At 67.9% G+C, this 20,296-nt stretch carries 19 protein-coding genes, 3 tRNA genes and 1 pseudogene; 15 read left to right on the top strand and 8 right to left on the bottom strand.

The features are described from left to right. Window positions 1-112: 112 nt before the first annotated feature. Together AC1RL8_RS13600 and AC1RL8_RS13595 are read right to left on the bottom strand one after the other, a co-directional pair. Window positions 113-754, bottom strand: coding sequence for a hypothetical protein (locus AC1RL8_RS13600; protein WP_492684518.1), 642 nt, complete (start codon window positions 752-754; stop codon window positions 113-115). A 58-nt stretch (window positions 755-812) separates the two neighbouring features. Then, window positions 813-1,166, bottom strand: coding sequence for an ArsC family reductase (locus tag AC1RL8_RS13595; RefSeq protein ID WP_492684517.1), 354 nt, complete (start codon window positions 1,164-1,166; stop codon window positions 813-815). 36 nt (window positions 1,167-1,202) lie between these two features. Here AC1RL8_RS13595 and folC point away from each other — a divergent pair, with 36 nt between their 5' ends. From folC to AC1RL8_RS13540, 11 genes are all read left to right on the top strand, one after another. Continuing rightward, window positions 1,203-2,510 carry a bifunctional tetrahydrofolate synthase/dihydrofolate synthase gene (folC, locus tag AC1RL8_RS13590; protein ID WP_307637774.1) on the top strand — a complete coding sequence of 436 codons (1,308 nt, stop codon included), beginning with the start codon at window positions 1,203-1,205 and terminating at the stop codon, window positions 2,508-2,510. 72 nt (window positions 2,511-2,582) lie between these two features. After that, window positions 2,583-3,482 carry an SPOR domain-containing protein gene (locus tag AC1RL8_RS13585; protein WP_492684516.1) on the top strand — a complete coding sequence of 300 codons (900 nt, stop codon included), beginning with the start codon at window positions 2,583-2,585 and terminating at the stop codon, window positions 3,480-3,482. A gap of 35 nt (window positions 3,483-3,517) precedes the next feature. Continuing rightward, entirely contained in the window at window positions 3,518-4,003 is a 486-nt protein-coding gene (locus tag AC1RL8_RS13580; protein ID WP_159275267.1) for a CvpA family protein, read from the top strand. A 12-nt stretch (window positions 4,004-4,015) separates the two neighbouring features. After that, window positions 4,016-5,518: an amidophosphoribosyltransferase gene (gene purF, locus AC1RL8_RS13575; RefSeq protein ID WP_095746326.1), complete on the top strand. Its 1,503-nt coding sequence runs from the start codon at window positions 4,016-4,018 to the stop codon at window positions 5,516-5,518. Between the two features lie 21 nt (window positions 5,519-5,539). After that, complete coding sequence (locus tag AC1RL8_RS13570; protein ID WP_492684515.1) at window positions 5,540-6,763, top strand: O-succinylhomoserine sulfhydrylase; 1,224 nt, start codon at window positions 5,540-5,542, stop codon at window positions 6,761-6,763. An 11-nt stretch (window positions 6,764-6,774) separates the two neighbouring features. Continuing rightward, window positions 6,775-8,163 carry a glutamate--tRNA ligase gene (gltX, locus tag AC1RL8_RS13565; protein WP_492684514.1) on the top strand — a complete coding sequence of 463 codons (1,389 nt, stop codon included), beginning with the start codon at window positions 6,775-6,777 and terminating at the stop codon, window positions 8,161-8,163. A 36-nt stretch (window positions 8,164-8,199) separates the two neighbouring features. Beyond that, window positions 8,200-8,275: transfer RNA gene (locus AC1RL8_RS13560), tRNA-Ala, on the top strand. 51 nt (window positions 8,276-8,326) lie between these two features. Beyond that, a tRNA-Glu gene (locus tag AC1RL8_RS13555) sits at window positions 8,327-8,402 on the top strand. A 69-nt stretch (window positions 8,403-8,471) separates the two neighbouring features. Beyond that, a tRNA-Asp gene (locus tag AC1RL8_RS13550) sits at window positions 8,472-8,548 on the top strand. Between the two features lie 218 nt (window positions 8,549-8,766). After that, window positions 8,767-9,138, top strand: coding sequence for a hypothetical protein (locus AC1RL8_RS13545; protein WP_070062418.1), 372 nt, complete (start codon window positions 8,767-8,769; stop codon window positions 9,136-9,138). A gap of 253 nt (window positions 9,139-9,391) precedes the next feature. Continuing rightward, window positions 9,392-10,009, top strand: a complete 618-nt coding sequence (locus tag AC1RL8_RS13540) for a DUF4337 domain-containing protein (protein ID WP_492684513.1) — start codon at window positions 9,392-9,394, stop codon at window positions 10,007-10,009. Window positions 10,010-10,168: 159 nt separating this feature from the next. Here AC1RL8_RS13540 and AC1RL8_RS13535 read toward each other — a convergent pair whose 3' ends face one another. The 5 genes from AC1RL8_RS13535 to AC1RL8_RS13515 form a co-directional block, all read right to left on the bottom strand. Continuing rightward, window positions 10,169-11,812: an ATP-binding protein gene (locus tag AC1RL8_RS13535; RefSeq protein WP_492684512.1), complete on the bottom strand. Its 1,644-nt coding sequence runs from the start codon at window positions 11,810-11,812 to the stop codon at window positions 10,169-10,171. 169 nt (window positions 11,813-11,981) lie between these two features. After that, window positions 11,982-12,245, bottom strand: coding sequence for a hypothetical protein (locus AC1RL8_RS13530; RefSeq protein WP_070062421.1), 264 nt, complete (start codon window positions 12,243-12,245; stop codon window positions 11,982-11,984). Window positions 12,246-12,319: 74 nt separating this feature from the next. Then, window positions 12,320-12,835, bottom strand: coding sequence for a hypothetical protein (locus AC1RL8_RS13525; protein WP_492684511.1), 516 nt, complete (start codon window positions 12,833-12,835; stop codon window positions 12,320-12,322). Further along, complete coding sequence (locus AC1RL8_RS13520; RefSeq protein ID WP_492684510.1) at window positions 12,825-13,775, bottom strand: universal stress protein; 951 nt, start codon at window positions 13,773-13,775, stop codon at window positions 12,825-12,827. Before AC1RL8_RS13520 ends, AC1RL8_RS13525 begins: the two co-directional genes overlap by 11 nt. Window positions 13,776-14,194: 419 nt before the next feature. Then, on the bottom strand, window positions 14,195-14,818 hold the full coding sequence (locus tag AC1RL8_RS13515) for a TetR/AcrR family transcriptional regulator (protein WP_369629702.1): 624 nt from the start codon (window positions 14,816-14,818) through the stop codon (window positions 14,195-14,197). A 110-nt stretch (window positions 14,819-14,928) separates the two neighbouring features. Between AC1RL8_RS13515 and AC1RL8_RS13510 the strand changes: the two genes are divergently transcribed. Beyond that, a complete protein-coding gene (locus AC1RL8_RS13510; RefSeq protein ID WP_492684509.1) occupies window positions 14,929-15,738 on the top strand; it encodes a siderophore-interacting protein in 810 nt (269 codons plus the stop codon). 15 nt (window positions 15,739-15,753) lie between these two features. Here AC1RL8_RS13510 and AC1RL8_RS13505 read toward each other — a convergent pair whose 3' ends face one another. Continuing rightward, window positions 15,754-16,764, bottom strand: coding sequence for an AraC family transcriptional regulator (locus AC1RL8_RS13505; protein WP_139702102.1), 1,011 nt, complete (start codon window positions 16,762-16,764; stop codon window positions 15,754-15,756). A 184-nt stretch (window positions 16,765-16,948) separates the two neighbouring features. On the opposite strand from AC1RL8_RS13505, the gene AC1RL8_RS13500 reads away from it, so the two are divergent. From AC1RL8_RS13500 to AC1RL8_RS13490, 3 genes and pseudogenes are all read left to right on the top strand, one after another. Beyond that, the gene (locus AC1RL8_RS13500) at window positions 16,949-17,743 is read left to right on the top strand and encodes an SDR family oxidoreductase (RefSeq protein ID WP_369646204.1); all 795 of its coding nucleotides are present in this window, start codon (window positions 16,949-16,951) and stop codon (window positions 17,741-17,743) included. Between the two features lie 49 nt (window positions 17,744-17,792). Beyond that, the gene (locus tag AC1RL8_RS13495) at window positions 17,793-19,040 is read left to right on the top strand and encodes a styrene monooxygenase/indole monooxygenase family protein (RefSeq protein ID WP_492684508.1); all 1,248 of its coding nucleotides are present in this window, start codon (window positions 17,793-17,795) and stop codon (window positions 19,038-19,040) included. Between the two features lie 13 nt (window positions 19,041-19,053). Continuing rightward, window positions 19,054-20,289, top strand: a pseudogene (locus AC1RL8_RS13490) (styrene monooxygenase/indole monooxygenase family protein); the annotation flags it as partial. Window positions 20,290-20,296 lie beyond the last annotated feature (7 nt).

Here is a 20,296-nt window from a genome sequence, read left to right as displayed (position 1 = left end):
CGGCGCCTGCGCGTTCGGCGGATCGAGGGACGCGCCGCGGCAGCAGCACCCCCGGGGTTGGAGAAGCCCTCGATTTTAGGGGCTCGGGCGAGCCGGCCCGCCGTGGGGGAACTCAGTAGCGCCAGCCGTGGCGATGGCCGCCCCATCCGCGATAGCCACGGTAGTAGCCGCCACCGCCCCAACCGCGCGAGTAGCCCAGGTTCAGCGAGATGCCGACCGGCGGGTAGACGTAAGGCTGCGCATACGGGTAGGTGTAGGCGGGCTGCACGTAGACGGGCGGGGCGTACACCGGGGCCGGCTGCGTGTAGACCGGCGCAGGCGCGTTGGACACCACCACGCCGGGTTCGGGCACGACGCTGTCCCACGGAGAGTTGGCGCCTTGCTGGTACGGGTACTGCCCCTGTGGGTACTGTTCCGGGTACTGCGGGCCGTTGTTGGCCTCGACCGGGTAGGGCTGCAATTGCGACTGGGGCTGAACCGGCGCGGTGGTCACGCCCGACGTGGTCACGCCGTAAGCGCTGGCCTGGATCGGAATGGTGGCGCCCGGCCGGCTGGTGGTGCGGGTCGTGTACTGGCGGCCCTGGTATTCGTAGGTGACGTTGTAGTTGACGTCGCTGCCGGTCGTTTCGCGGATCGGCGTGGCGGAAATCACGCGCGCCTGGACCACTTGCTGGGCCTGCACGACGCTGGCGCCCGTGGCCAGCAGGCCGGCCGCCGAAAGCCCCGTGAGGATGCGGAAAACGTGTCTGTTCATGGTGTTCTCTCCTGCAGATCGCGGTTGGAGGCCCGCCGGCGGGACGGGGTTCCGGGGTTTACACGGCGTTCACAGCCCAGCTATCGGCATCGAAACCAGTCGTTACGCCCGTCTTCGGGCCCCAATCGACCACCGGCCGCTTGATCAGGCTGGGGTTGGCCAGCAGCACGGGGCGGGCCGAGGCGGCGTCGACCACCGCGTCGCGCGTGGCCTCGTCCAGCTTGCGCCAGGTGGTGCCCTTGCGGTTGACCAGCGCCTCCCAGCCGGGGGCCTGGAGCCAGCGGTCGAGCTCGGCCTCGGGCACGCCCTGTTTCTTGAAATCGTGGAAGGCGTAGGCCACGCCATGGTCGTCGAGCCAGGCGCGGGCGCGCTTGACGGTGTCGCAGTTCGGAATGCCGTATAGGGTTGTCATGGCCGCGATGATGCCGCGAGCGGCGGGTCGGCGACAATGCCGGCCTCCATGGAAACCCTGAACGACTGGCTCGCGCGCGCCGAGCACCTTCATCCCGACAAGATCGAACTCGGGCTCGATCGCGCCAAAGAAATGGCGCAGCGTCTGGGCCTGCGTTTCGACTGCCCCGTCATCACGGTGGCGGGCACCAACGGCAAGGGCTCGACCTGCGCCATGCTCGAATCGATCCTGACGCACGCGGGCTACCGCACGGCCGTGTTCACCTCGCCGCACCTGGTGCGTTTCGAGGAACGGCTGCGGCTCAAGGGCGAAGCGGTCGATGCTTCCAAACTGATAGCAAGCTTCGAGGTGGTGGAAAAGGCCCGTGGCGACCTGGCCCTGACCTACTTCGAGTTCACCACGCTCGGCATCCTGCATTGCATGATCCAGGAGAAGCCCGACGTGGCGATCCTCGAGGTCGGCCTGGGCGGCCGGCTCGATGCGGTGAACATCATCGACGCCGACTGCGCGGTCATCACCAGCATCGACCTCGATCACATGGAATACCTCGGCCCCGACCGCGAGAGCATCGGCTTCGAGAAGGCCGGCATCCTGCGCGCCGGCAAGCCCGCCATCGTGAGCGACCCGGTGCCGCCGCAAAGCGTCATCGACCACGCCAACGCCATCGGCGCCGACCTGTGGCGCTTCGGGCACGACTTCAACGTCTCGGGCGACAAGCAGCAGTGGGGCTGGTCGGGCCGGGGACGGCGCTACAGCGGGCTGGCCTACCCGGCGCTGCGCGGCGCCAACCAGCTGCTCAACGCGGCGGGCGTGCTCGCGGCGCTCGAGGCGCTGCGCCCGCAGCTGCCGATCACGGCGCAGGCGGTGCGCAATGGGCTCGCGATGGTCGAGCTGCCGGGCCGCTTCCAGATCGTGCCGGGCGAGCCCACGCTGGTGCTCGACGTGGCGCACAACGCCCACGCCGTCGCGGCGCTGGCCGAGAATCTCGACGCCATGGGTTTTTCGCCCACCACGCACGGCGTGTTCGGCGTCATGGCCGACAAGGACCTCGCGCCCATCCTGGCGCGCATCGGGCCGCTGATCGACCGCTGGTACTTCACCGACCTGCCCACGCCGCGCGCCGCCAAGGCCGCCGATCTGCTGGCCGCGTGGCAGGCCCAGAACACGCGCAAAGACGCCTCGGGCAGCGTGCACGCGAGCCCGATGGACGCCCTGCGCGCGGCCATCGAGCAGGCAGGTGCCACTGATAGAATCGTGGTCTTCGGATCGTTCTTCACCGTGGGTGGCGTCCTCGAAAACGGCACCCCCCGGCTGCAAGCCAAACACCTGCTGCCAGGCGGCTGATCGTCGGGCTGTCCACACCCATCCGGCACCATCGGGCACCACCTCGCTGCACTCCTCCAGGGATCGAACTTCATGGCGTTTTTCAAGTTCCGCGCGCGCGGCCCACAAGGCAACGAAGGACGCAGCGCCCCCGCGGCGGTGCCGGCGGAAAGTGTCGAATCCATGCGCCGGCGTGCGCGCCATCGGCTGCTCGGTGCGGCGGTGCTGGTGCTGGTCGGCGTGATCGGCTTCCCGCTGCTGTTCGACACCCAGCCGCGCCCCGTGCCGGTCGACATCCCGATCGAGATTCCCGACCGCAACAAGGCCAAGCCGCTGCCCGTGCCCGCCACGCCGGCACCCGCCACGAGCAGCGCGCCTTCGTCGTCGTCCGACGGCAGCTCCCGCGTGGCGGCCGCCTCGTCGGCCGGCGGCATGATCACCGAGACCGCCGACGGCACCGTGATCGAGCCCGGTGCGACCGTGCCCGCGACGCCGGCGGCGCCCAAGCCCGCCGTGGAGCCGAAGAAGCCCGAACCCAAGCCGGAACCCAAACCCGAGCCGAAGCCCGAACCCAAACCGGAACCCAAGCCGGAGCCGAAGAAGCCCGAACCGAAGCCCGAACCGAAGCCCGAACCGAAGCCCGAGGCCAAGCCGAAGCCGGAACCCGCCAAGCCCGCCGCGAACGCCGACGACGGCGCCCGCGCCCGCGCGCTGCTCGAAGGCAAGCCGCCCGCCGCCGCGCCCAAGCCGGCCGCCGACGACAACGGCCGCTTCGTCGTGCAGGTCGGTGCTTTCGCCGATGCCGACAAGGCGCGCGAAGTGCGCCAGAAGCTCGAGCGCGCCGGCCTCAAGACCTACGTACACGTCGCCAAGACGACCGACGGCGAACGCACGCGTGTGCGTGTCGGGCCGTTCGCCTCGCGTGCCGAGGCCGAGAAGGCCGCGGACCGGGTCAAGGGCTTGTCTTTGGCCGCAGCCATCCTCACGTTGTAAGCACCACCGTCGCCCGCTGCCTGTAGTTCATTGCCGTGGCCCTGCTCGACTGGATCGCCGTCGCGCTCATCGTGCTGTCGATGCTGTTCGGGCTGGTGCGCGGCCTGGTGTTCGAAGTGATTTCGCTGATCGGCTGGGTGGCCGCCTTCATCGTGGCCCAGTGGGTTGCCTCCGACGTGGCGGCCTGGCTGCCGTTCGGCGACCCGCAGGCCACCTGGCGCTACCCGCTGGCCTTTGTGCTGGTGTTCGTGGCGGTGGCGTTCGGCGTGGGGCTGGCGGCAGCCCTCACGCGCAAGTTGATCGCCGCGGTCGGCCTGCGGCCGGTGGACCGGATTTTGGGAGCAGCGTTCGGCGCGGCACGGGGGGCGGTGGCCCTGCTCGTGCTGGCGGTCGTTGTTCATTTGCTGGCGTTGAGCGACAGTGCCTGGTGGCACGAATCGCGCAGCGCCATTGTTCTCGATGCGGCATTGCAGGGCCTCAAACCCTCGCTGCCTGAAAAGTTGGCAAGCTACCTGCCCTGAGAGGAATCGTTCATGTGTGGAATCGTCGGCGTTGTCAGCAACGCACCCGTCAACCAGCTGCTCTATGACGCGCTGCTGCTGCTGCAGCACCGCGGCCAGGACGCGGCCGGCATCGTGACCTTGCTGGAACGCAAGTTCTTCATGCACAAGGCCAAGGGCATGGTGCGCGACGTGTTCCGCACCCGCAACATGCGCGCGCTGCCCGGCAACGTGGGCCTGGGCCAGGTGCGCTACCCGACCGCCGGCAACGCCTACAGCGAGGAAGAGGCGCAGCCCTTCTACGTGAACGCGCCCTTCGGCATCGTGCTGGTGCACAACGGCAACCTGACCAACGCGCACGCCCTGCGCGCGGAGCTGTTCTCCACCGACCACCGCCATACCAACACCGAGAGCGACTCCGAAGTGCTGCTCAACGTGCTGGCCCACGAAATCGAGCGTTCCTCGCGCGGCGTGCCGCTGCATCCGGCCGAGGTGTTCGCCGCCGTCAAGAACGTCTACAAGCGCCTGCGCGGCTCGTATGCCGTGGTCTCGCTGATCGCCGGCCACGGCCTGCTCGCCTTCCGCGACCCCTACGGCATCCGCCCGCTGTGCATGGGCCGCAGCGCCGACGGCACCGTCATGGTGGCCAGCGAATCGGTCGCGCTCGAAGGCTCGGGCCACGTGTTCGAACGCAACATCGAGCCGGGCGAAGCCGTGTTCATCGACCTCGAAGGCAACGTGCACTCGATGCAGTGCGCCGAAGGTGCGTCGCTCAACCCGTGCATCTTCGAGTTCGTGTACCTCGCGCGTCCCGACTCGGTGCTCGACGGCATCTCGGTCTACCAGGCGCGCCTCAACCTGGGCGAAACGCTGGCCAAGCGCGTGGTCTCGACCGTGCCGCCGAACCAGATCGACGTGATCATCCCGATTCCCGAGTCGAGCCGCCCGAGCGCCACGCAGCTCGCGCACCTCCTGGGTATTCCGTACCGCGAAGGCTTCGTGAAGAACCGCTACGTGGGCCGCACCTTCATCATGCCGGGGCAGGGTGTTCGCAAGAAGTCGGTGCGCCAGAAGCTCAACGTGATCGGCAGCGAATTCAAGGGCCGCAACGTGCTGCTGGTCGACGACTCCATCGTGCGCGGCACCACCAGCCGCGAGATCGTGCAGATGGCGCGCGACGCCGGCGCGCGCAAGGTCTACCTGGCCAGCGCCGCGCCGCCGGTGCGTTACCCGAACGTCTACGGCATCGACATGCCGACCAAGGACGAACTCGTGGCGCACGACCGCACCGTCGAGGAAATCCGCGAGCTCATCGGCTGCGACGCGCTGATCTACCAGGACGTCGACGCCATGAAGCGCGCCATCGGTTCGCTCAATCCGAAGCTCGCCGGTTTCGATGCCTCGTGCTTCGACGGCGTGTACGTGACCGGCGACATCGACACCGCCGCCATCTCGCGCATGAACGGCAACCGTCCGCGCATCGAGGAAAACGAAGAAGACGCTTCGCGCCTCGCCCTGCCGAACCCCAGCGAGTAAGAGAAAGAAGAGAGGGCCGACGTGAGCCAAGACGAACGCACCTTGCCACCCGGCCTGCACCGCGACACCCTCGCGCTGCGCACCGGCCTGGCGCCCAGCCAGCACGGCGAGCACTCGGAGGCCCTGTTCCTCACGAGCGGCTTCGTGCAGCCCGACGCCGAAACCTCGGCCCGCCGCTTCGCCGGCACCGAGGCCGGCTTCACCTACTCGCGCACCTCGAACCCGACGGTCGCCAGCTTCGAGCAGCGCCTGGCCGCGCTCGAAGGCACCGAGGCCGCCATCGGCGCCTCGACCGGCATGGGCGCGATCCTCATGATGTGCATGGGCCTGCTCAAGGCCGGTGACCACGTGATCTGCTCGCGCTCGGTGTTCGGCTCCACGCTGAACCTGTTCGGCAAGGAGTTCGCCAAGTTCGGCGTCGAGACCACCTTCGTCTCGCAGACCGACGTGGCCGAATGGCGCGCCGCGCTCAAGCCCAACACCAAGCTGCTCTTCGCAGAAACGCCGACCAACCCGCTGACGGAAGTCTGCGACATCCAGGCATTGGCCGACCTGGCCCACGGCGTGGGCGCGCTGCTCGCGGTCGACAACTGCTTCTGCACGCCGATCCTGCAGCGGCCGGCAGAGCTGGGCGCTGACCTCATCATCCATTCGGGCACCAAGTACCTCGACGGCCAGGGCCGTGTGATGGCCGGTGCGATCTGTGGTCCGTCGAGGCTCATCGTCGATGTCTTCGGCCCCGTGGTGCGCACCGCCGGCATGGCGCTGTCGCCATTCAATGCGTGGGTCGTGCTCAAGGGCATGGAAACGCTCGGCATTCGCATGAAGGCGCAATGCGCGAATGCGCTGGCCGTGGCGCAGTGGCTCGAGCAGCAGCCCGGCATTGCGCGCGTGTACTACCCCGGTCTTGCCTCGCATGGACAGCACGAGCTCGCGATGCGCCAGCAGTCGGGGCAAGGCGGGGCGGTGGTGTCGTTCGACGTGGTCGGCGACACACCCGACGCCGCACGCGCCAACGCCTTCCACGTGATCAACAGCACGCGCGTGGTGAGCATCGCCACCAACCTGGGCGACACCAAGACCATCATCACGCACCCCGGCACGACCTCGCACGGCCGCCTCACCGAAGTGCAGCGCCAGGCCGCGGGCATCAGCCAGGGGTTGATCCGCCTCGCGGTCGGCCTCGAGTACATCGACGACATCACGGCCGATCTTTCGCGCGGCCTGAGCACCCTGACTTCCTGATTTTTCATTTCATGACCGGCAAAGTTCGCACCCGCATCGCACCGTCTCCCACCGGCTTCCTGCACCTGGGCACGGCGCGCACCGCACTCTATTCGTGGGCCTATGCGCGCCACCACGGCGGCGAGTTCGTGCTGCGCATCGAGGACACCGACGTGGCCCGCTCCACGCAGGACTCGACCGACCAGATCCTCGCGTCGATGCACTGGCTCGGCCTCGACTACGACGAAGGCCCGATCTACCAGATGCAGCGCCTCGAGCGCTACCGCGAAGTCATCGCACAGATGCTCGCGGCCGGCACCGCCTACCACTGCTACTGCACGCCGGCCGAGCTCGACGAGATGCGCGAAGCCCAGCGCGCGCGCGGCGAGAAGACGCTGTACGACCGCCGCTGGCGCCCGGCGCCGGGCAAGGTGCTGCCGCCCGTGCCGGAAGGCGTGCCGCCCGTGGTGCGCTTTTGCAATCCGCCCGAAGGCGACGTGACGTGGAACGACCTCGTCAAGGGCGAGATCACGATCAACAACCGCGAGATCGATGACCTCATCATCCTGCGTCCTGATGGTGTGCCCACCTACAACTTCGCGGTGGTGGTCGACGACTGGGACATGGCCATCACGCACGTGTTCCGCGGCGATGAACACATCAACAACACGCCGTGGCAGATCAACATCTTCCGCGCACTCGGCGCACCGCTGCCGCAGTTCGGCCACGTGCCGGTGATCCTCGGCGACGACGGACAGAAGCTCTCGAAGCGCCGCGGTGCCGTGAGCGTCACGGCCTACGAGGACAACGGCTACCTGCCCGAAGCCATGCTCAACTACCTCGCGCGCCTGGGCTGGAGCCACGGCGACGACGAGCTCTTCACGCGCGAGCAGATGGTGAGCTGGTTCGACGGATCGCACCTGTCGAAGAGCCCGGCGCAGTGGGACGCGGCCAAGCTTGCATGGGTGAATGCGCAGTACATCAAGGCCAGGAGCGGCGACGAGCTCGCGCCGCTTGTTGCAGCGCAGTTGCAAAAGCGCGGCATCGTTGCCGACGCACGTTTGCCTGCGATCTGCGCGCTCTTCAAGGACCGTTGCGATACGACTGTGGCGCTCGCAGGTTGGGCTGCGGCGTTCTATTCGGACATCGAAGTGAGCGATGCGGACCGCGCGCAGCACATCACCGATGCAGTGAAGCCCGCGATCGCAACACTCGTTGAAAAATTGATGACGGTCGCCTGGGAGAGGGCCGAAATCGCAGTTATGATCAAGGAAGTCCTCGCGACACACGCGCTGAAAATGCCCGTGTTAGCGATGCCAGTACGAGTGCTTGTGATGGGAACATCGCAGACACCGTCCCTCGATTCAGTGCTCGAAATTTTTTCCCGCGAAAAAGTTATCGAGCGATTGAAAAAGGCCTGAAAAATCGGGCTATAATTCGAGGCTCGACACCCACACGGGGGTATAGCTCAGCTGGGAGAGCGCTTGCATGGCATGCAAGAGGTCATCGGTTCGATCCCGTTTACCTCCACCATCAAAGTGTCGAGTAGGTTAGAGATGCTGATCGCAGCACGTCCAAGGTTTTGACCCTATCGTCTAGAGGCCTAGGACACCACCCTTTCACGGTGGCTACCGGGGTTCGAATCCCCGTAGGGTCGCCAGTTTCACTTCGGTGAAGTCGGCACGAGTCGTCAACACTCGGTTCCGCAAGGAACGAACGTTGTCTACCAGGAGTGGTAGTTCAGTTGGTTAGAATACCGGCCTGTCACGCCGGGGGTCGCGGGTTCGAGTCCCGTCCACTCCGCCAAACACAAGCCCCAGTAGCAGTTCTGCTACTGGGGCTTTTTGTTTTGCTCCGGGGCTTGGGCGCGGATTGGCATTTGTTCCAGGGATTCCGGCTAACCCACCTCGACCAGCTGGCAGCGTGACATTTGGGAACGTTCTTCACCGTGGCGATGTACGCGGCGCCGCAAGGCCAGGCGTTGGTTGTGCATCAGGGCTATTTCTCGCCCTCCAGGAGATGAAATGACTTTCCCCCGAGCCACTCTCAAGCTGGGTTTCGCAGGTCTCGTTGCTGCCGCAGCCTTGTTCACCGCCGCATCGGCCAGTGCAGCCACCAGCTGGTCCATTGGCGTCAACTTGCCTGGCGTGGTCGTTAGCGAGCCCGCACCGGTCTATTACGAGCCGGCGCCTGTCTATTCGAGGCCAGCCCCGACCTACTACCAGCCCGCACAGCCGGTCTACTCCGCCCCGGCACCGGTCTACTACGAGCCTGAATCCCGTTGGGAAGAGCGTCGCGCGCAACGCTGGGAGGAGCGCCGCGCAGAGCGCCGCGAATGGCGCCGCCGGCAATGGGAGCGCGAGCAGCACCGCCGTTACTACGAGGATCGCGACTGATATCGGGAACGTCGATCCCTGCGAATCTGCCGGGCCTGGCATCAGTGATCTGCTGCCAGGCCCGGCTCGCATGCACGCGCGGTTGACCTGAGCGCAGCACGTTTCCGGAGCGCAGCCATGTGCTCATGGCGGTTGCCTGCGCGCCCTGCGCCTCCGCAGGGCCGACAGGACTTTCCCCGAGCCATCAACGCATGAAGTCCGGGCATACTCGCGCGCCCTCAAGATTTCCAACAACTACGCCAAGAAGAACTTCATGTCAGGACACGGCTTTCACGTGCATGGTCCGCACGATCACGAACTCGAACATGCCGCCTCCGGCGGTCACGACCACAGCCACGGTGATGCCGCCTCCTCAGGCAAGGGCATGAGCACGACGGGAAAGATCGCCGTGAGCACCGCCGCCATTGCGACGGCGGGCGCGATCTTCGCGTACATGGGCGGGGCCACGCAGGCCAACGCCGGCCTCTACAAGAACAACGCGGCCATCAAGAAGACCGAGGCTTCGAACCAGTGGAATTACTTCCAGTCGAAGAGCACCAAGCAGGCGCTGGCGGAGTTCGCACGCGACACCGCCACCGACGACGGCCGTCGCCAGGGCTGGCAGGTGAAGGTCACCCGCTACGAGCAGGAGAAGACCGAGATCCAGGCGGCTGCCAAGAAGCTGGAGGACGAGGCCAGCCGCTGGGACGCGCAGTCCGAGACGCAGATGCACCAGCACCACCGCTGGGCGCAGGCCACCACCGTGCTGCAGGTCTCCATTGCGCTGGCGGCCATTGCGCTGCTCACCCGGAAGAAATGGCTGGAGCGCGCCATGTACGGCGTGGCCGTCGCGGGCGTCGCGATCGGCGCGCTGGCGGCGCTGCACATCTAGTGTGGTGTCCCACAAATAACTGCGCATGAAATCGCGCCTTTCACGCCAGGGCGGCGTTGCAAATCCTCGCGATACCTACGGGTATCGCTGCGGTTTGCGCCTTGCCCTGACGCGAAACGCATCGATTTCATTTTGCGCAGCTATTTGCGGGACACCACACTAGGACTTGGCGGGGCGATTCACCAGCGCGTGAATCCCGCGCAGGTCCAACCGCTCCAGCAGGTCGACAAGCAGAGCCAGGAACGGCGTGTAGGCGGCTTCTTCGGCGTGGCGTTCGATCCAGTGCTCGATGTCCGTGACGCGGCCCTCAAGCGCCAGGCTGGCGAGTTCGTCCAGGGCGCGATCCTCCGGCATGGCATCTCGGGGCATCGCGGGCGCCGGTGATGGCTCGCCAGGCGCGGTCTCCCGCTGCGCGACGACGGGCCAGTCCGCGTCGGAGACATCGACCGGCACCGACAGCGTGAAGGAGAACGTCGCACCCTGACCGGCCATGCTGGCCACGCTCAGCGTTCCGCCCATGGCCGAGACGATGCGCTGCGCGATGAACAGGCCCAGTCCCGTGCTGCCGCTCGCGGGGTGCATCTGCTGGAAGGCGCCGAAGATGTCGATGTTCCGGCTCATGTCGATGCCGATCCCGGTGTCACTGACCGCGAAGCTCAAGACACAGGCGCGCCCCTCGGGCCGGGCCGTGACCGACAAGGTCACCACGCCGTCGCGCGTGAACTTGGCGGCGTTGGACAGCAGGTTCAGCAGCACCTGCTGCATGCGCTTTCCGTCCAGGCCGATCTCTCGGGGCATTCGCTCGGAAGGGCGGTAGCGAAAGCGGTTGTTCTGCTGCGCGCACAGGGCGACGGCGTAGTCGGAAATATCGTCCAGCAGGCGCGGCAGGTCGGCGGTGACGGGGTGGACCGTCAGCGGTTGCAGTTCTGCCTTGGCGTATTCCAGCAGTTCGTCGATCAGGTGGAGCTGGTACTTGACGCTGCGCTGGATGGTCAGCAGGTGCTTGCGCTGCCTGTCGTGCGCATCGGCGAGCAGGAGCGACGCGTACCCGCCGATCGTCGCAAGCGGTGCGCGCAAGTCGTGGCCGATATAGCCCAGGATCTCGACTTTCTGATGGGCCTTGGCCTCGATGTGGGCAAGGGCCGCGCGCAGATCGACATGCAAGGCGGCGGCGTGCATGTTGCCGAACGCGAGTGCGTAGCCGATGTGGGTCAGCTTCAAGCCGAAGGCCAGCAGGGTCTGGAAATTGCCCGACGCCAGAAAATCCTGTGGCACGGGAAAGAAGGGCGTGCCGACGAGGCGTGCACCATGAACCAGCAACGCCAGCAAGGCGACGACGACCACTTCGGGGTTGCTGTTTCCCCCGCGCCCACGACCCATCGTGCACAGTGCCTGAAGGGTCATCAGGGCGATCACCGACTGGGCCGCGCCGTACACGTAGACACGCGCCGCGGTGTCGTAGGTGACATAGGAGAAGCAGGCCAGCAAGGCCACTTCCACCGCCAGTACCCCTGCCATCCAGGGCAGCCACGCGCGGCGCCGATCGAAGAACAGGCAGATGCCCACGTAGAACAGAACCGAACTCAGTGTCGTGAGGAAATTCCCGAGGAGGATGGAAAAGAAGTCGGGGATCCTGTCGCGCAGGATGAGCAGCAAAGCGCCGACGCCGAACACAAGGAAGCCGACGCCCCAGACCACCAGATAGCGCGCGCGTCCCTTCGCCCACAGCGCCAGCATGCCGGCGGCAAGGACGAATTCCACCAGCGCCGTGAAGAACGCAGCAGTTCCCAGATTCAGATTCATTTGGACTTCGATCGACGCTTGGCGATGCGCGTCGCTCCGAGGGGAGTCCGATTCTGCGGAGGATCTCGTCAGCCGCCTTTGCCTGGCGGTGCGCCGGTTTTGATCGGGCGCCCTGTCCGGTCATTGACCGGTTCGCGCCTTCCCAGGTTGCGCGAGTTCAGGCGCAGCGCTACCCCAGCAGCAGGACCTGCGTGCCGTCGGAGGCCACCATCACGCCCGGCGAGGCCGCATCGATCTCGATGCGGATGCCCATGTGCAAGGCCGGGTCCAGGGGGCGCTGGCGGCCCGCGTTGAAGAGCGCCACGTCGCGCAGGTAGGTGTCGTGCTGCGCCAGGTTCAGCACGAACTTCTCCGGATAGGCGCCGGTCGCGCTCAGGTGGTCCGAGAATTTCTCGGTCATCGTGAAGAAGAGGAACAGCGGGTTGTCGGCCATGCCGCGAATCTAGCCGCGCTGCACGCAATCCGACTACCGGGTTTGTGGGAGGGGGAAGCGCCCGGCCGCAGCCCTCAGGCCATCCCGTAGCGCAGCAGCCAGTTCCAGATTACCGCCGAGCCGTTCGACATCGCCAATGCGGACTTCGCGTAACCCATGAGGTCGGCCAGCCGCACCTCGGCGCGGATCACGACGTCGTGGCGCTGCAGGTCTTCTTCCTTCACGTCCGCGCGGCGCCGGTCGAGCTCGTCGCGCAGCACGGTGGCGTAGGCGCGAGGGCTCTTCAGGCGCAGGAGCATGATCGGCTCGACCACGGCGTCGAGCGCGGGATCGACGAAGGTGTGGATCTCGGGTTCGCGCGAGACGACCTGGTCGCCGTGCGCGTCCCGGATCAGCTGCTGGGCTTCTTCGAGCGCGGCCTCGTTCGCCGCGTAGATCCGGCCGCCGCGTCCTTCGCAGATGAACACGTACTGGTCGGGCCGCGAGAGCCAGTCGACCGGCCCGCGCTGGGCGAAGACGGCCAGGCCTTCGGCGCCGGGCAGCAGCGACTGGCGCAGCGGGTACTTGGTGAGGGGGTCTTCAGCGAACATCTTGCAGCTTCCTCGAAATGACGAGCGACGGGGTGTCGGCGCGGCGGTCGGCGGGCACGACCAGCACGTCGCCCGTGGCCCAGCACAGCACGCGCTGCGCCACGCTGCCGAACAGGAAGTCGGCCAGCGGATGGGCGCGGCGCTTGCCGACCACCAGCAGCTCGGCGCGCGCGTGCTGCTGCTGCACCGTGGCCTGCCGCGCCGGGTCGCCGCGGCCGATGGCCGACAGCACGCGGTTGCGCCGCGCGCTCGACGAGTCGGTGAGCGAGAACAGCCGCTCGCGCGCCTGTCGCATGCTGTCGTGGCGGTAGGTCTTGATGGCGTGCTCGGACACTTCGGCGTAGCGCAGCTTGCTCTCGTGCATCGTGTTGAGCGCGTGGAACAGCTCCAGCGCGGCGTCGGGGTCCAGCCCGTGGGCCAGGCTCACGAGCTCGCGCGAGGCGGGCGTGAAGTCGACGGCCACGAGGATGCGGCTGTAGCGCAGGCGCGTGTCGAGCCGCGTCACGAGCACCGGGCAGCGCAGCTGCCGCAACAGGCGCTCCACGGGCTGGCCGGTGAAGAAGGCGGCGGGCGAGCGGTCGCGTTCGTGGCTCAGCACCACGAGGTCGACGTAGCGCGCCTCGTCCACGATCTGCGCGAGGCCGCCGCCCGGCCCCGCGACCTGCTTGACCAGCACATCGAAGCGCGAGGCCATGGCGCGGGCCAGCCCCGCGAGGGCGGGGGCCGCCTCGGCGTGCGCGAGCGGCGCCAGGTCCGCGGGCGCGTACACGAGCTTCAGCAGCGCGCCGTGCTCGGCCGCGAGCAGGGCGGCGCGTTCGACCGCGCGGTTGCCGCGCGCCGTCAGGTCGGTGACGGCGAGGATGGATTGAAAGGACGGCGTGCTGGATGCGACGCCGCCTCCGGGAAGGGCGTGCTCCCGCTGAACCTGATGATGATGCATGACGCACTCCAGTCGAACGCGACCCCGGATGACGGGGGCGCAGCCGCGCGGGGCAGGTGCCCGGCGGTCGATGGTTTGCGCTGAAAAGAGAGAGGGGGAAAGAGGCGGACCGCCGGGCTCAGGAATGTGCGGGCGTCTGCTGGGCCGCCGCTGTCATCCGCGCCCACGCAGGCGTGCAACCGCCGGGGCGGGACGTCAGGGTGTGGAGGAAGGGCAGGGCGTTCATGGCGGGGAGTCTAGGCCGGATGCGGCCGAATCCGTTCAGTACCCGCACAACCTTTGCCAGATTGGAGCCGTGCGGTGCAGGGCGTGCGCGGTTGGGCTTCCCATTTTTCCTTTTCATTTGTCATGCGCAGGAGGGGACGTGTTTCCGTGTCTGTCCCTGTCTTCCAGGAGGTTCACGCATGAGATCCCACTGTCTAGCGCCCGGCCGGGCCGCAGAGATAGCCCATGAGCGCATCGACGATCGAGGCCTCGAGCGCGGCCGGCTCGAACTGCGCGGGCGGCTCGATGACGGCCGCATGCACCAGCGTCTCCATGATCTGCAGCACCACCCAGGTGGCGAGGTCGAGGTTGCGCGGCGCGAGCTCGGGGCGGTGCTCGTCCAGCAGCTGGCGCACGCGCCGGAAGATGTCGTGGTCGGCGGGGCTTTCTTCGCGCGGCGTGTCGAAGAAGGGAAATTCCTTTTCGAGCACGCGATGCAGCGCCGGGTAGAGCGCATGCGCCGCGAGCAGCGCGCGCACCATGGCCTGCACGCGCCCGCGCAGGCTGCGCGCACGCGAGGCGGCCAGCACCTCGTCGATCACCGCGTACATCTGACCCGCGTGCCGCTCGTGCAGCGCCGTGATCAGCGCGTCCTTGTTCGGGAAGTACTGGTAGAGCGAGCCCACGCTCACGCCGGCGCGTTCGGCCACCACGTTGGTGTTGGTGCCGGCATAGCCGCGCTCGCCCAGAACGCGAGCCGTGGCTTCCAGAATGACCTCGACCATCTGCTGGGAGCGCGCCTGGCGCGGCGCCTTTCTTGGCTGGGGAAGGGATTTCATCGGGCGTCTCGAATGCGAGTTTTCAATGCGAGTGAAGACTCGTATTCTAAGAAGAACCGAGCAAATGCTCGCATTCAAGAGTTCGCAACATCCGAATCGATACACACACCATGACAGCCAATGCCTCCGAGGCCCACGCGCCGCGTGCGTTGCCTTCCGCCTTCCCGCTCCTGCAGCCGATCGCTGCGGTCCCACCCGAACGGGGCACGCGGCTGGAAGCCCATGTCCTCCAGTGCCGCCTCGTGACGCCGCACATGCGTCGCATCACCCTCGGCGGCCCGGACGTCGCCGCCTTCTTGCGCCACGCGGCGGCCGACCAACCCGGCGCCTGGGTGAAGGTGTTCGTGCCCGGCGGCGAAGGGCGGGCCTACACCATTCGCCGCATCGACCGCGTCGCCGCCACGCTCGAGCTGGACTTCGTGCTGCACGGCGACAGCGGCCACGAAGGCCCCGCTTCGGCCTGGGCGGCACGGGCGCAGCCCGGTGAGAGCATCGGCTTCGCCGGGCCGCGCGACGGCGGTTTCGCGCTCCCGGACGACGCGCGCTGGGTGATGCTGGCGGGCGACGCGACCGCGCTGCCCGCGATCCAGGCGATTGCCGCGAGCCTCGGGCCGGAGATCCGCCTCAAGACCTATGTCGAAGTGCCCACGGCGGCCGATGTGCAGGAGATCCGCAGCCAGGCTGTGTTGCGCACCTGCTGGCTCACCGGCGATTCGGCCGAGCCGGGGCTGGCGCTTCAACAACAGCTGATGCACCGGCCGCAGCCGGCGGGGCCGGGTTACATCTGGCTGGCGGGCGAGTCGGGCGTGGTGCGCACGTTGCGCGCCCATTTCCTGAACGACCAGGGCCTGGCGCGCACGCGCCTGACCGCCAAGGGCTACTGGAAGCACGGCGAAGCCGATCACCGCGACCGGGCCTGAGCCCGACGCGCCGGGTCAGTGTTCCGCCGGTGCGTGGCGCGTGCGGGTGTCCGAAGGCCGCTCGCCGAAGCGCGCGCGGTACTGGGCCGCGAAATGGCCCAGGTGAAGGAAGCCGTATTTCTCCGCCACGTCGCGCACACCCGTCTGCGTGGACGCGGCCTGCAGCTCGGCGCGCACCCGGTCCAGCCGCAGCTCACGCAGGAACTCCATCGGTCCCTGGCCCGCATGCTGGCGGAACGCGAGCTGCAGGGCGCGCGCGCTGCAGCCGGCCTCGCGGCACACGTCGGCCAGCGACAGGGGCTGTTCGGCGTGCGCGGCCATGAACTCCTGCGCCTTGCGCACCGCGCGCGGCAGCAGGTGGCGCTGCGCGTCGCCGGCCAGGGCGCGCGAGTGGTTGTGGCCGGCCGACATGAGCAGGCTCGACATCAGGTACTCCTCGGCATGCTCGGCCAGGCGCCCGCCGCCTTGCAGCGCATTGCCGGCATCGAGCGTGAGCCGCAGGTAGTCGATGAAATGCACCAGCGGCGCGAGCGCGGGGTTGTCCAGTGGCACGCCGAGGTCGAACACCAGGTGCTGGCGCACGGGCGCCTGCAGCAGTGCCTCGAGCCGCGACAACAGCGCCGCGCGCGCGATGCGCACGATCAGGTGCGGGCTGTCGTCGGCCCAGCGCATCGACAGCAGTTCGGTGGGCGAGGGCAGCGAGGCGACGCGCGGCGTGGCCTCGACCTGCTGGCCGCCGCAGCGGATGTCGGCGCCGCCGCGCAACGGAATCTGCAACAGGAAGAAATCCTGCAGGTAGCCTGGGTCGATCTGCACGCCGGGGCCGTACTGCACGTAATTGAGGCTCACGTCGCGGTGCAGCCGCGCGCTGTGGTGGCAGGCGTCCAGTTCGGTGCGCGGGCGCAGCATCGTGAGGCCGTGGGGGCAGAACACGCGGGCCACGCTCTCGCGCGCCTCGTCCATGTCGTGGCTCTCGAACAAACGGTAACGCTGCAGCGGCAGCCGTGGGGCGGTGGCGGTTTCCATAGGGAAGCGGGCAGACCGTAGCAAAAAGCCTTCCAGCCCACAATTCGGGCCGTCCCTTGGAACCCCCGAAAAAACCTGCGCGGCAGGGACAGCGCCTGCGTTTTCCGGATCGGCCGGCGAGGTCTTCCGCTCTACCTTTGGCCCATTCGCCGAACCGGCGATTCAACCGAGGAGAGCAAGCGTCATGTTCAAGGGACTCGAAGGCAAAAGCGCCATCGTCACGGGTGGTTCGACATTGATAGGCGCCGGCGTGGTGCGCGCCTTCCACGCGGCGGGCGTGAAGGTGGTCATCGCCGACATCGACGCCGACAAGGGCCAGCCGCTGGCCGACGCGCTGGGCGCCGGGGTGCGCTTCGTGCGCACCGACATCACCGACGACGCGCAGGTGAAGGCCTGTGTCGACGAGGCCGCCACCCGCCACGGCGGCGTGCACTTTCTGGTGAACCTGGCGTGTTCGTACGTGGACGACGGCTTCAAGTCGCCGCGCGCCGACTGGCTCACCTCGTTCAACGTGAACGTGGCCAGTGCCGTGGCCATGCTGCAGGCGGTGCACCCGCACATGGTGGCGGCGGGCGGCGGGGCGGTGGTCAACTTCACCAGCATCTCCTCGCGCGTGGCCCAGACCGGGCGCTGGCTCTACCCCGTGAGCAAGGCCGCGATGGCGCAGCTCACACGCAACATGGCGATGGACCTCGCACCCGACCGCATCCGCGTGAACAGCGTCTCGCCGGGCTGGACCTGGTCGGCCGTGATGGACCAGCTCACGGGCGGCGACCGCGCGCGCACCGACCGCGTGGCCGCGCCCTACCACCTGCTGGGGCGCGTCGGCGACCCCGACGAGGTGGCGCAGGTGGTGCTGTTCCTGTGCTCCGAGCACGCGAGCTTCGTCACCGGCGCCGACTACGCGGTGGACGGCGGCTACTCCGCCATGGGCCCGGAGCAGGCCGTGCCGGCCATTCCCCGCCTGATGGAACCCTGATCTGCATCGACAACAACACCCCCACGAGACAACACAGAAGGAGCAAGCCATGAAGCGAATCGCCATCGTCGGCGCGGGCCAGTCGGGCCTGCAACTGGGACTCGGTCTGCTGGACGCAGGCTACGAGGTCACGATGTACAGCAACCGTTCGGCGGACGACATCCGCCACGGCAAGGTCATGTCGAGCCAGTGCATGTTCCACACCGCGCTGCAGGTCGAGCGCGACCTCGGGCTCGACCATTGGGCCAGCGACTGCCCCACGGTGGACGGCATCGGCTTCGCCGTGCCGCACCCCGAGCAGAAGGGCGCCAAGGCCATCGAATGGGCGGCGCGGCTGAACTCGAGCGCGCAGTCGGTCGACCAGCGCGTGAAGGTGCCGGCGTGGATGGCGCTGTTCCAGCAGAAGGGCGGCGAGCTGGTCTTCAAGGACGCCGGCATCGACGACCTCGAGGCCTGCACCCGCAGCCACGACCTCACGCTGGTGGCCAGCGGCAAGGGCGAGATCTCCAAGCTCTTCGAGCGCGACGCCGCCAAGTCGACCTACGACCAGCCTCAACGCGCACTCGCGCTCACCTACGTGAAGGGCATGCGCCCGCGCACGCCGTACTCGGCCGTGTGCTTCAACCTCATCCCGGGCGTGGGCGAGTACTTCGTGTTCCCGGCGCTCACCACCACGGGCCCGTGCGAGATCATGGTGTTCGAAGGCGTGCCTGGCGGCCCGATGGACTGCTGGGCCGACGTGAAGACGCCGCAGGAGCACCTGGCGCGCAGCAAGTGGATCCTCGACACCTTCACGCCCTGGGAGGCCGAGCGCTGCGCCGACATCGAACTCACCGACGACAACGGCATCCTCGCCGGCCGCTTCGCGCCCACCGTGCGCAAGCCCATCGCCACGCTGCCCTCGGGCCGCAAGGTGCTCGGCCTGGCCGACGTGGTGGTGCTCAACGACCCGATCACGGGGCAGGGCTCGAACAACGCGGCCAAGTGCGCCGACACCTACCTGAAGAGCATCCTGGCGCGCGGCGAGGGCGCGGCCGATGCGCCGTGGATGCAGCAGACCTTCGACCGCTACTGGTTCGGCTATGCGCAGTGGGTCACCCGCTGGACCAACATGCTGCTCGCACCGCCGCCGCCGCATGTGCTCAAGCTGCTCGGCAGCGCCGGCGCCGTGCCGCCGATGGCCAGCGCCATCGCCAACGGCTTCGACGATCCGCGCACCTTCTTCCCGTGGTTCGCCGACCCGCAGGAGGCCGACCGCTACCTCGACACCTGCGCGGCTGCCGCGGCGGCTGCGTAGGCGGAGCCAGCCCATGACACGACGCGTGGCCATCGTCGGCGCCGGCCAGTCCGGCATGCAGCTCGCACTGGGCCTGCGGGCCAAAGGGTACGCCGTGACGGTGTATGCGAACCGCACGGCGCAGGAGATCTTCGACGGGCCGGTGATGTCCAGCCAGTGCATGTTCGAGACCGCGCTGCAGACCGAGCGCGAACTGGGGCTCGACAGCTGGACCGACACCTGCCCGGTGGTTGAAGGCATCGGCATGTCGGTGCGCAGCCCCGAAGGCCAGCGCGCCATCGCGTGGGAGGCGAAGCTCGACGGCCCCGCGCAGTCGGTCGACCAGCGCCTGAAGATATCTGCGTGGATGCAGCTGTTCGAAGCGCGTGGCGGGCGCCTCGTGCACCAGGACGCCGACATCGACACGCTGGAAGACTGTGCGCGCACGCACGATCTCGTGGTCGTTGCGAGCGGCAAGGGCGAGATCTCGGCGCTGTTCCCGCGCGACGCGGCGCGCTCGCCGTTCGACGCGCCGCAGCGCGCGCTGGCGCTCACCTACGTGAAGGGCATGCGCCCGCGCGAACCGTTCGCGGCCGTGAGCTTCAATCTCATTCCGGGTGTCGGCGAATACTTCGTGTTCCCCGCGCTCACCACCAGCGGCCCGTGCGAAATCATGGTGTTCGAAGGCGTGCCGGGCGGCCCCATGGATTGCTGGGACGACGTGAAGACACCGCAGGAGCACCTGGCGCGCAGCAAGCAGATTCTTGCCACCTTCCTGCCGTGGGAGGCCGAGCGCTGCGAACACATCGAGCTCACCGACGACCACGGCGTGCTGCGTGGCCGCGTCACGCCCGTGGTGCGCCACCCGGTGGCCACGCTGCCCTCGGGCCGCCAGGTGCTGGGGCTCGCCGACGCGGTGGTGCTCAACGACCCGATCACGGGGCAGGGCTCGAACAACGCGGCCAAGGCGGCCGACATCTACCTCAAGCGCATCCTCGAGCACGGCGACGCGCCCTTCGACGCCGCATGGATGCAGCAGACCTTCGACCGCTACTGGGAGGGCTACGCCCGCTGGGCCACCGACTGGACGCACAGCCTGCTCACGCCGCCCGCGCCGCACCTGCAGAAGCTGCTGCAGAGCGCCACGCACAGGCCGGCCGTGGCGAGCGCGGTGGTCAACGGTTTCGACGACCCGCGCAACTTCGCGCCCTGGTGGTTCGATGCGGCCGAGGCCGACCGCTTTCTCGAAGCCAAGGCGCGCGAGGCCGCGGTCGATC

The organism is Variovorax sp. GW822-FHT04E09 (genome assembly GCF_058800845.1).
The sequence above is the reverse complement of the archived record's forward strand: the minus strand, read 5'-3'. Positions and strand labels throughout refer to the sequence as shown.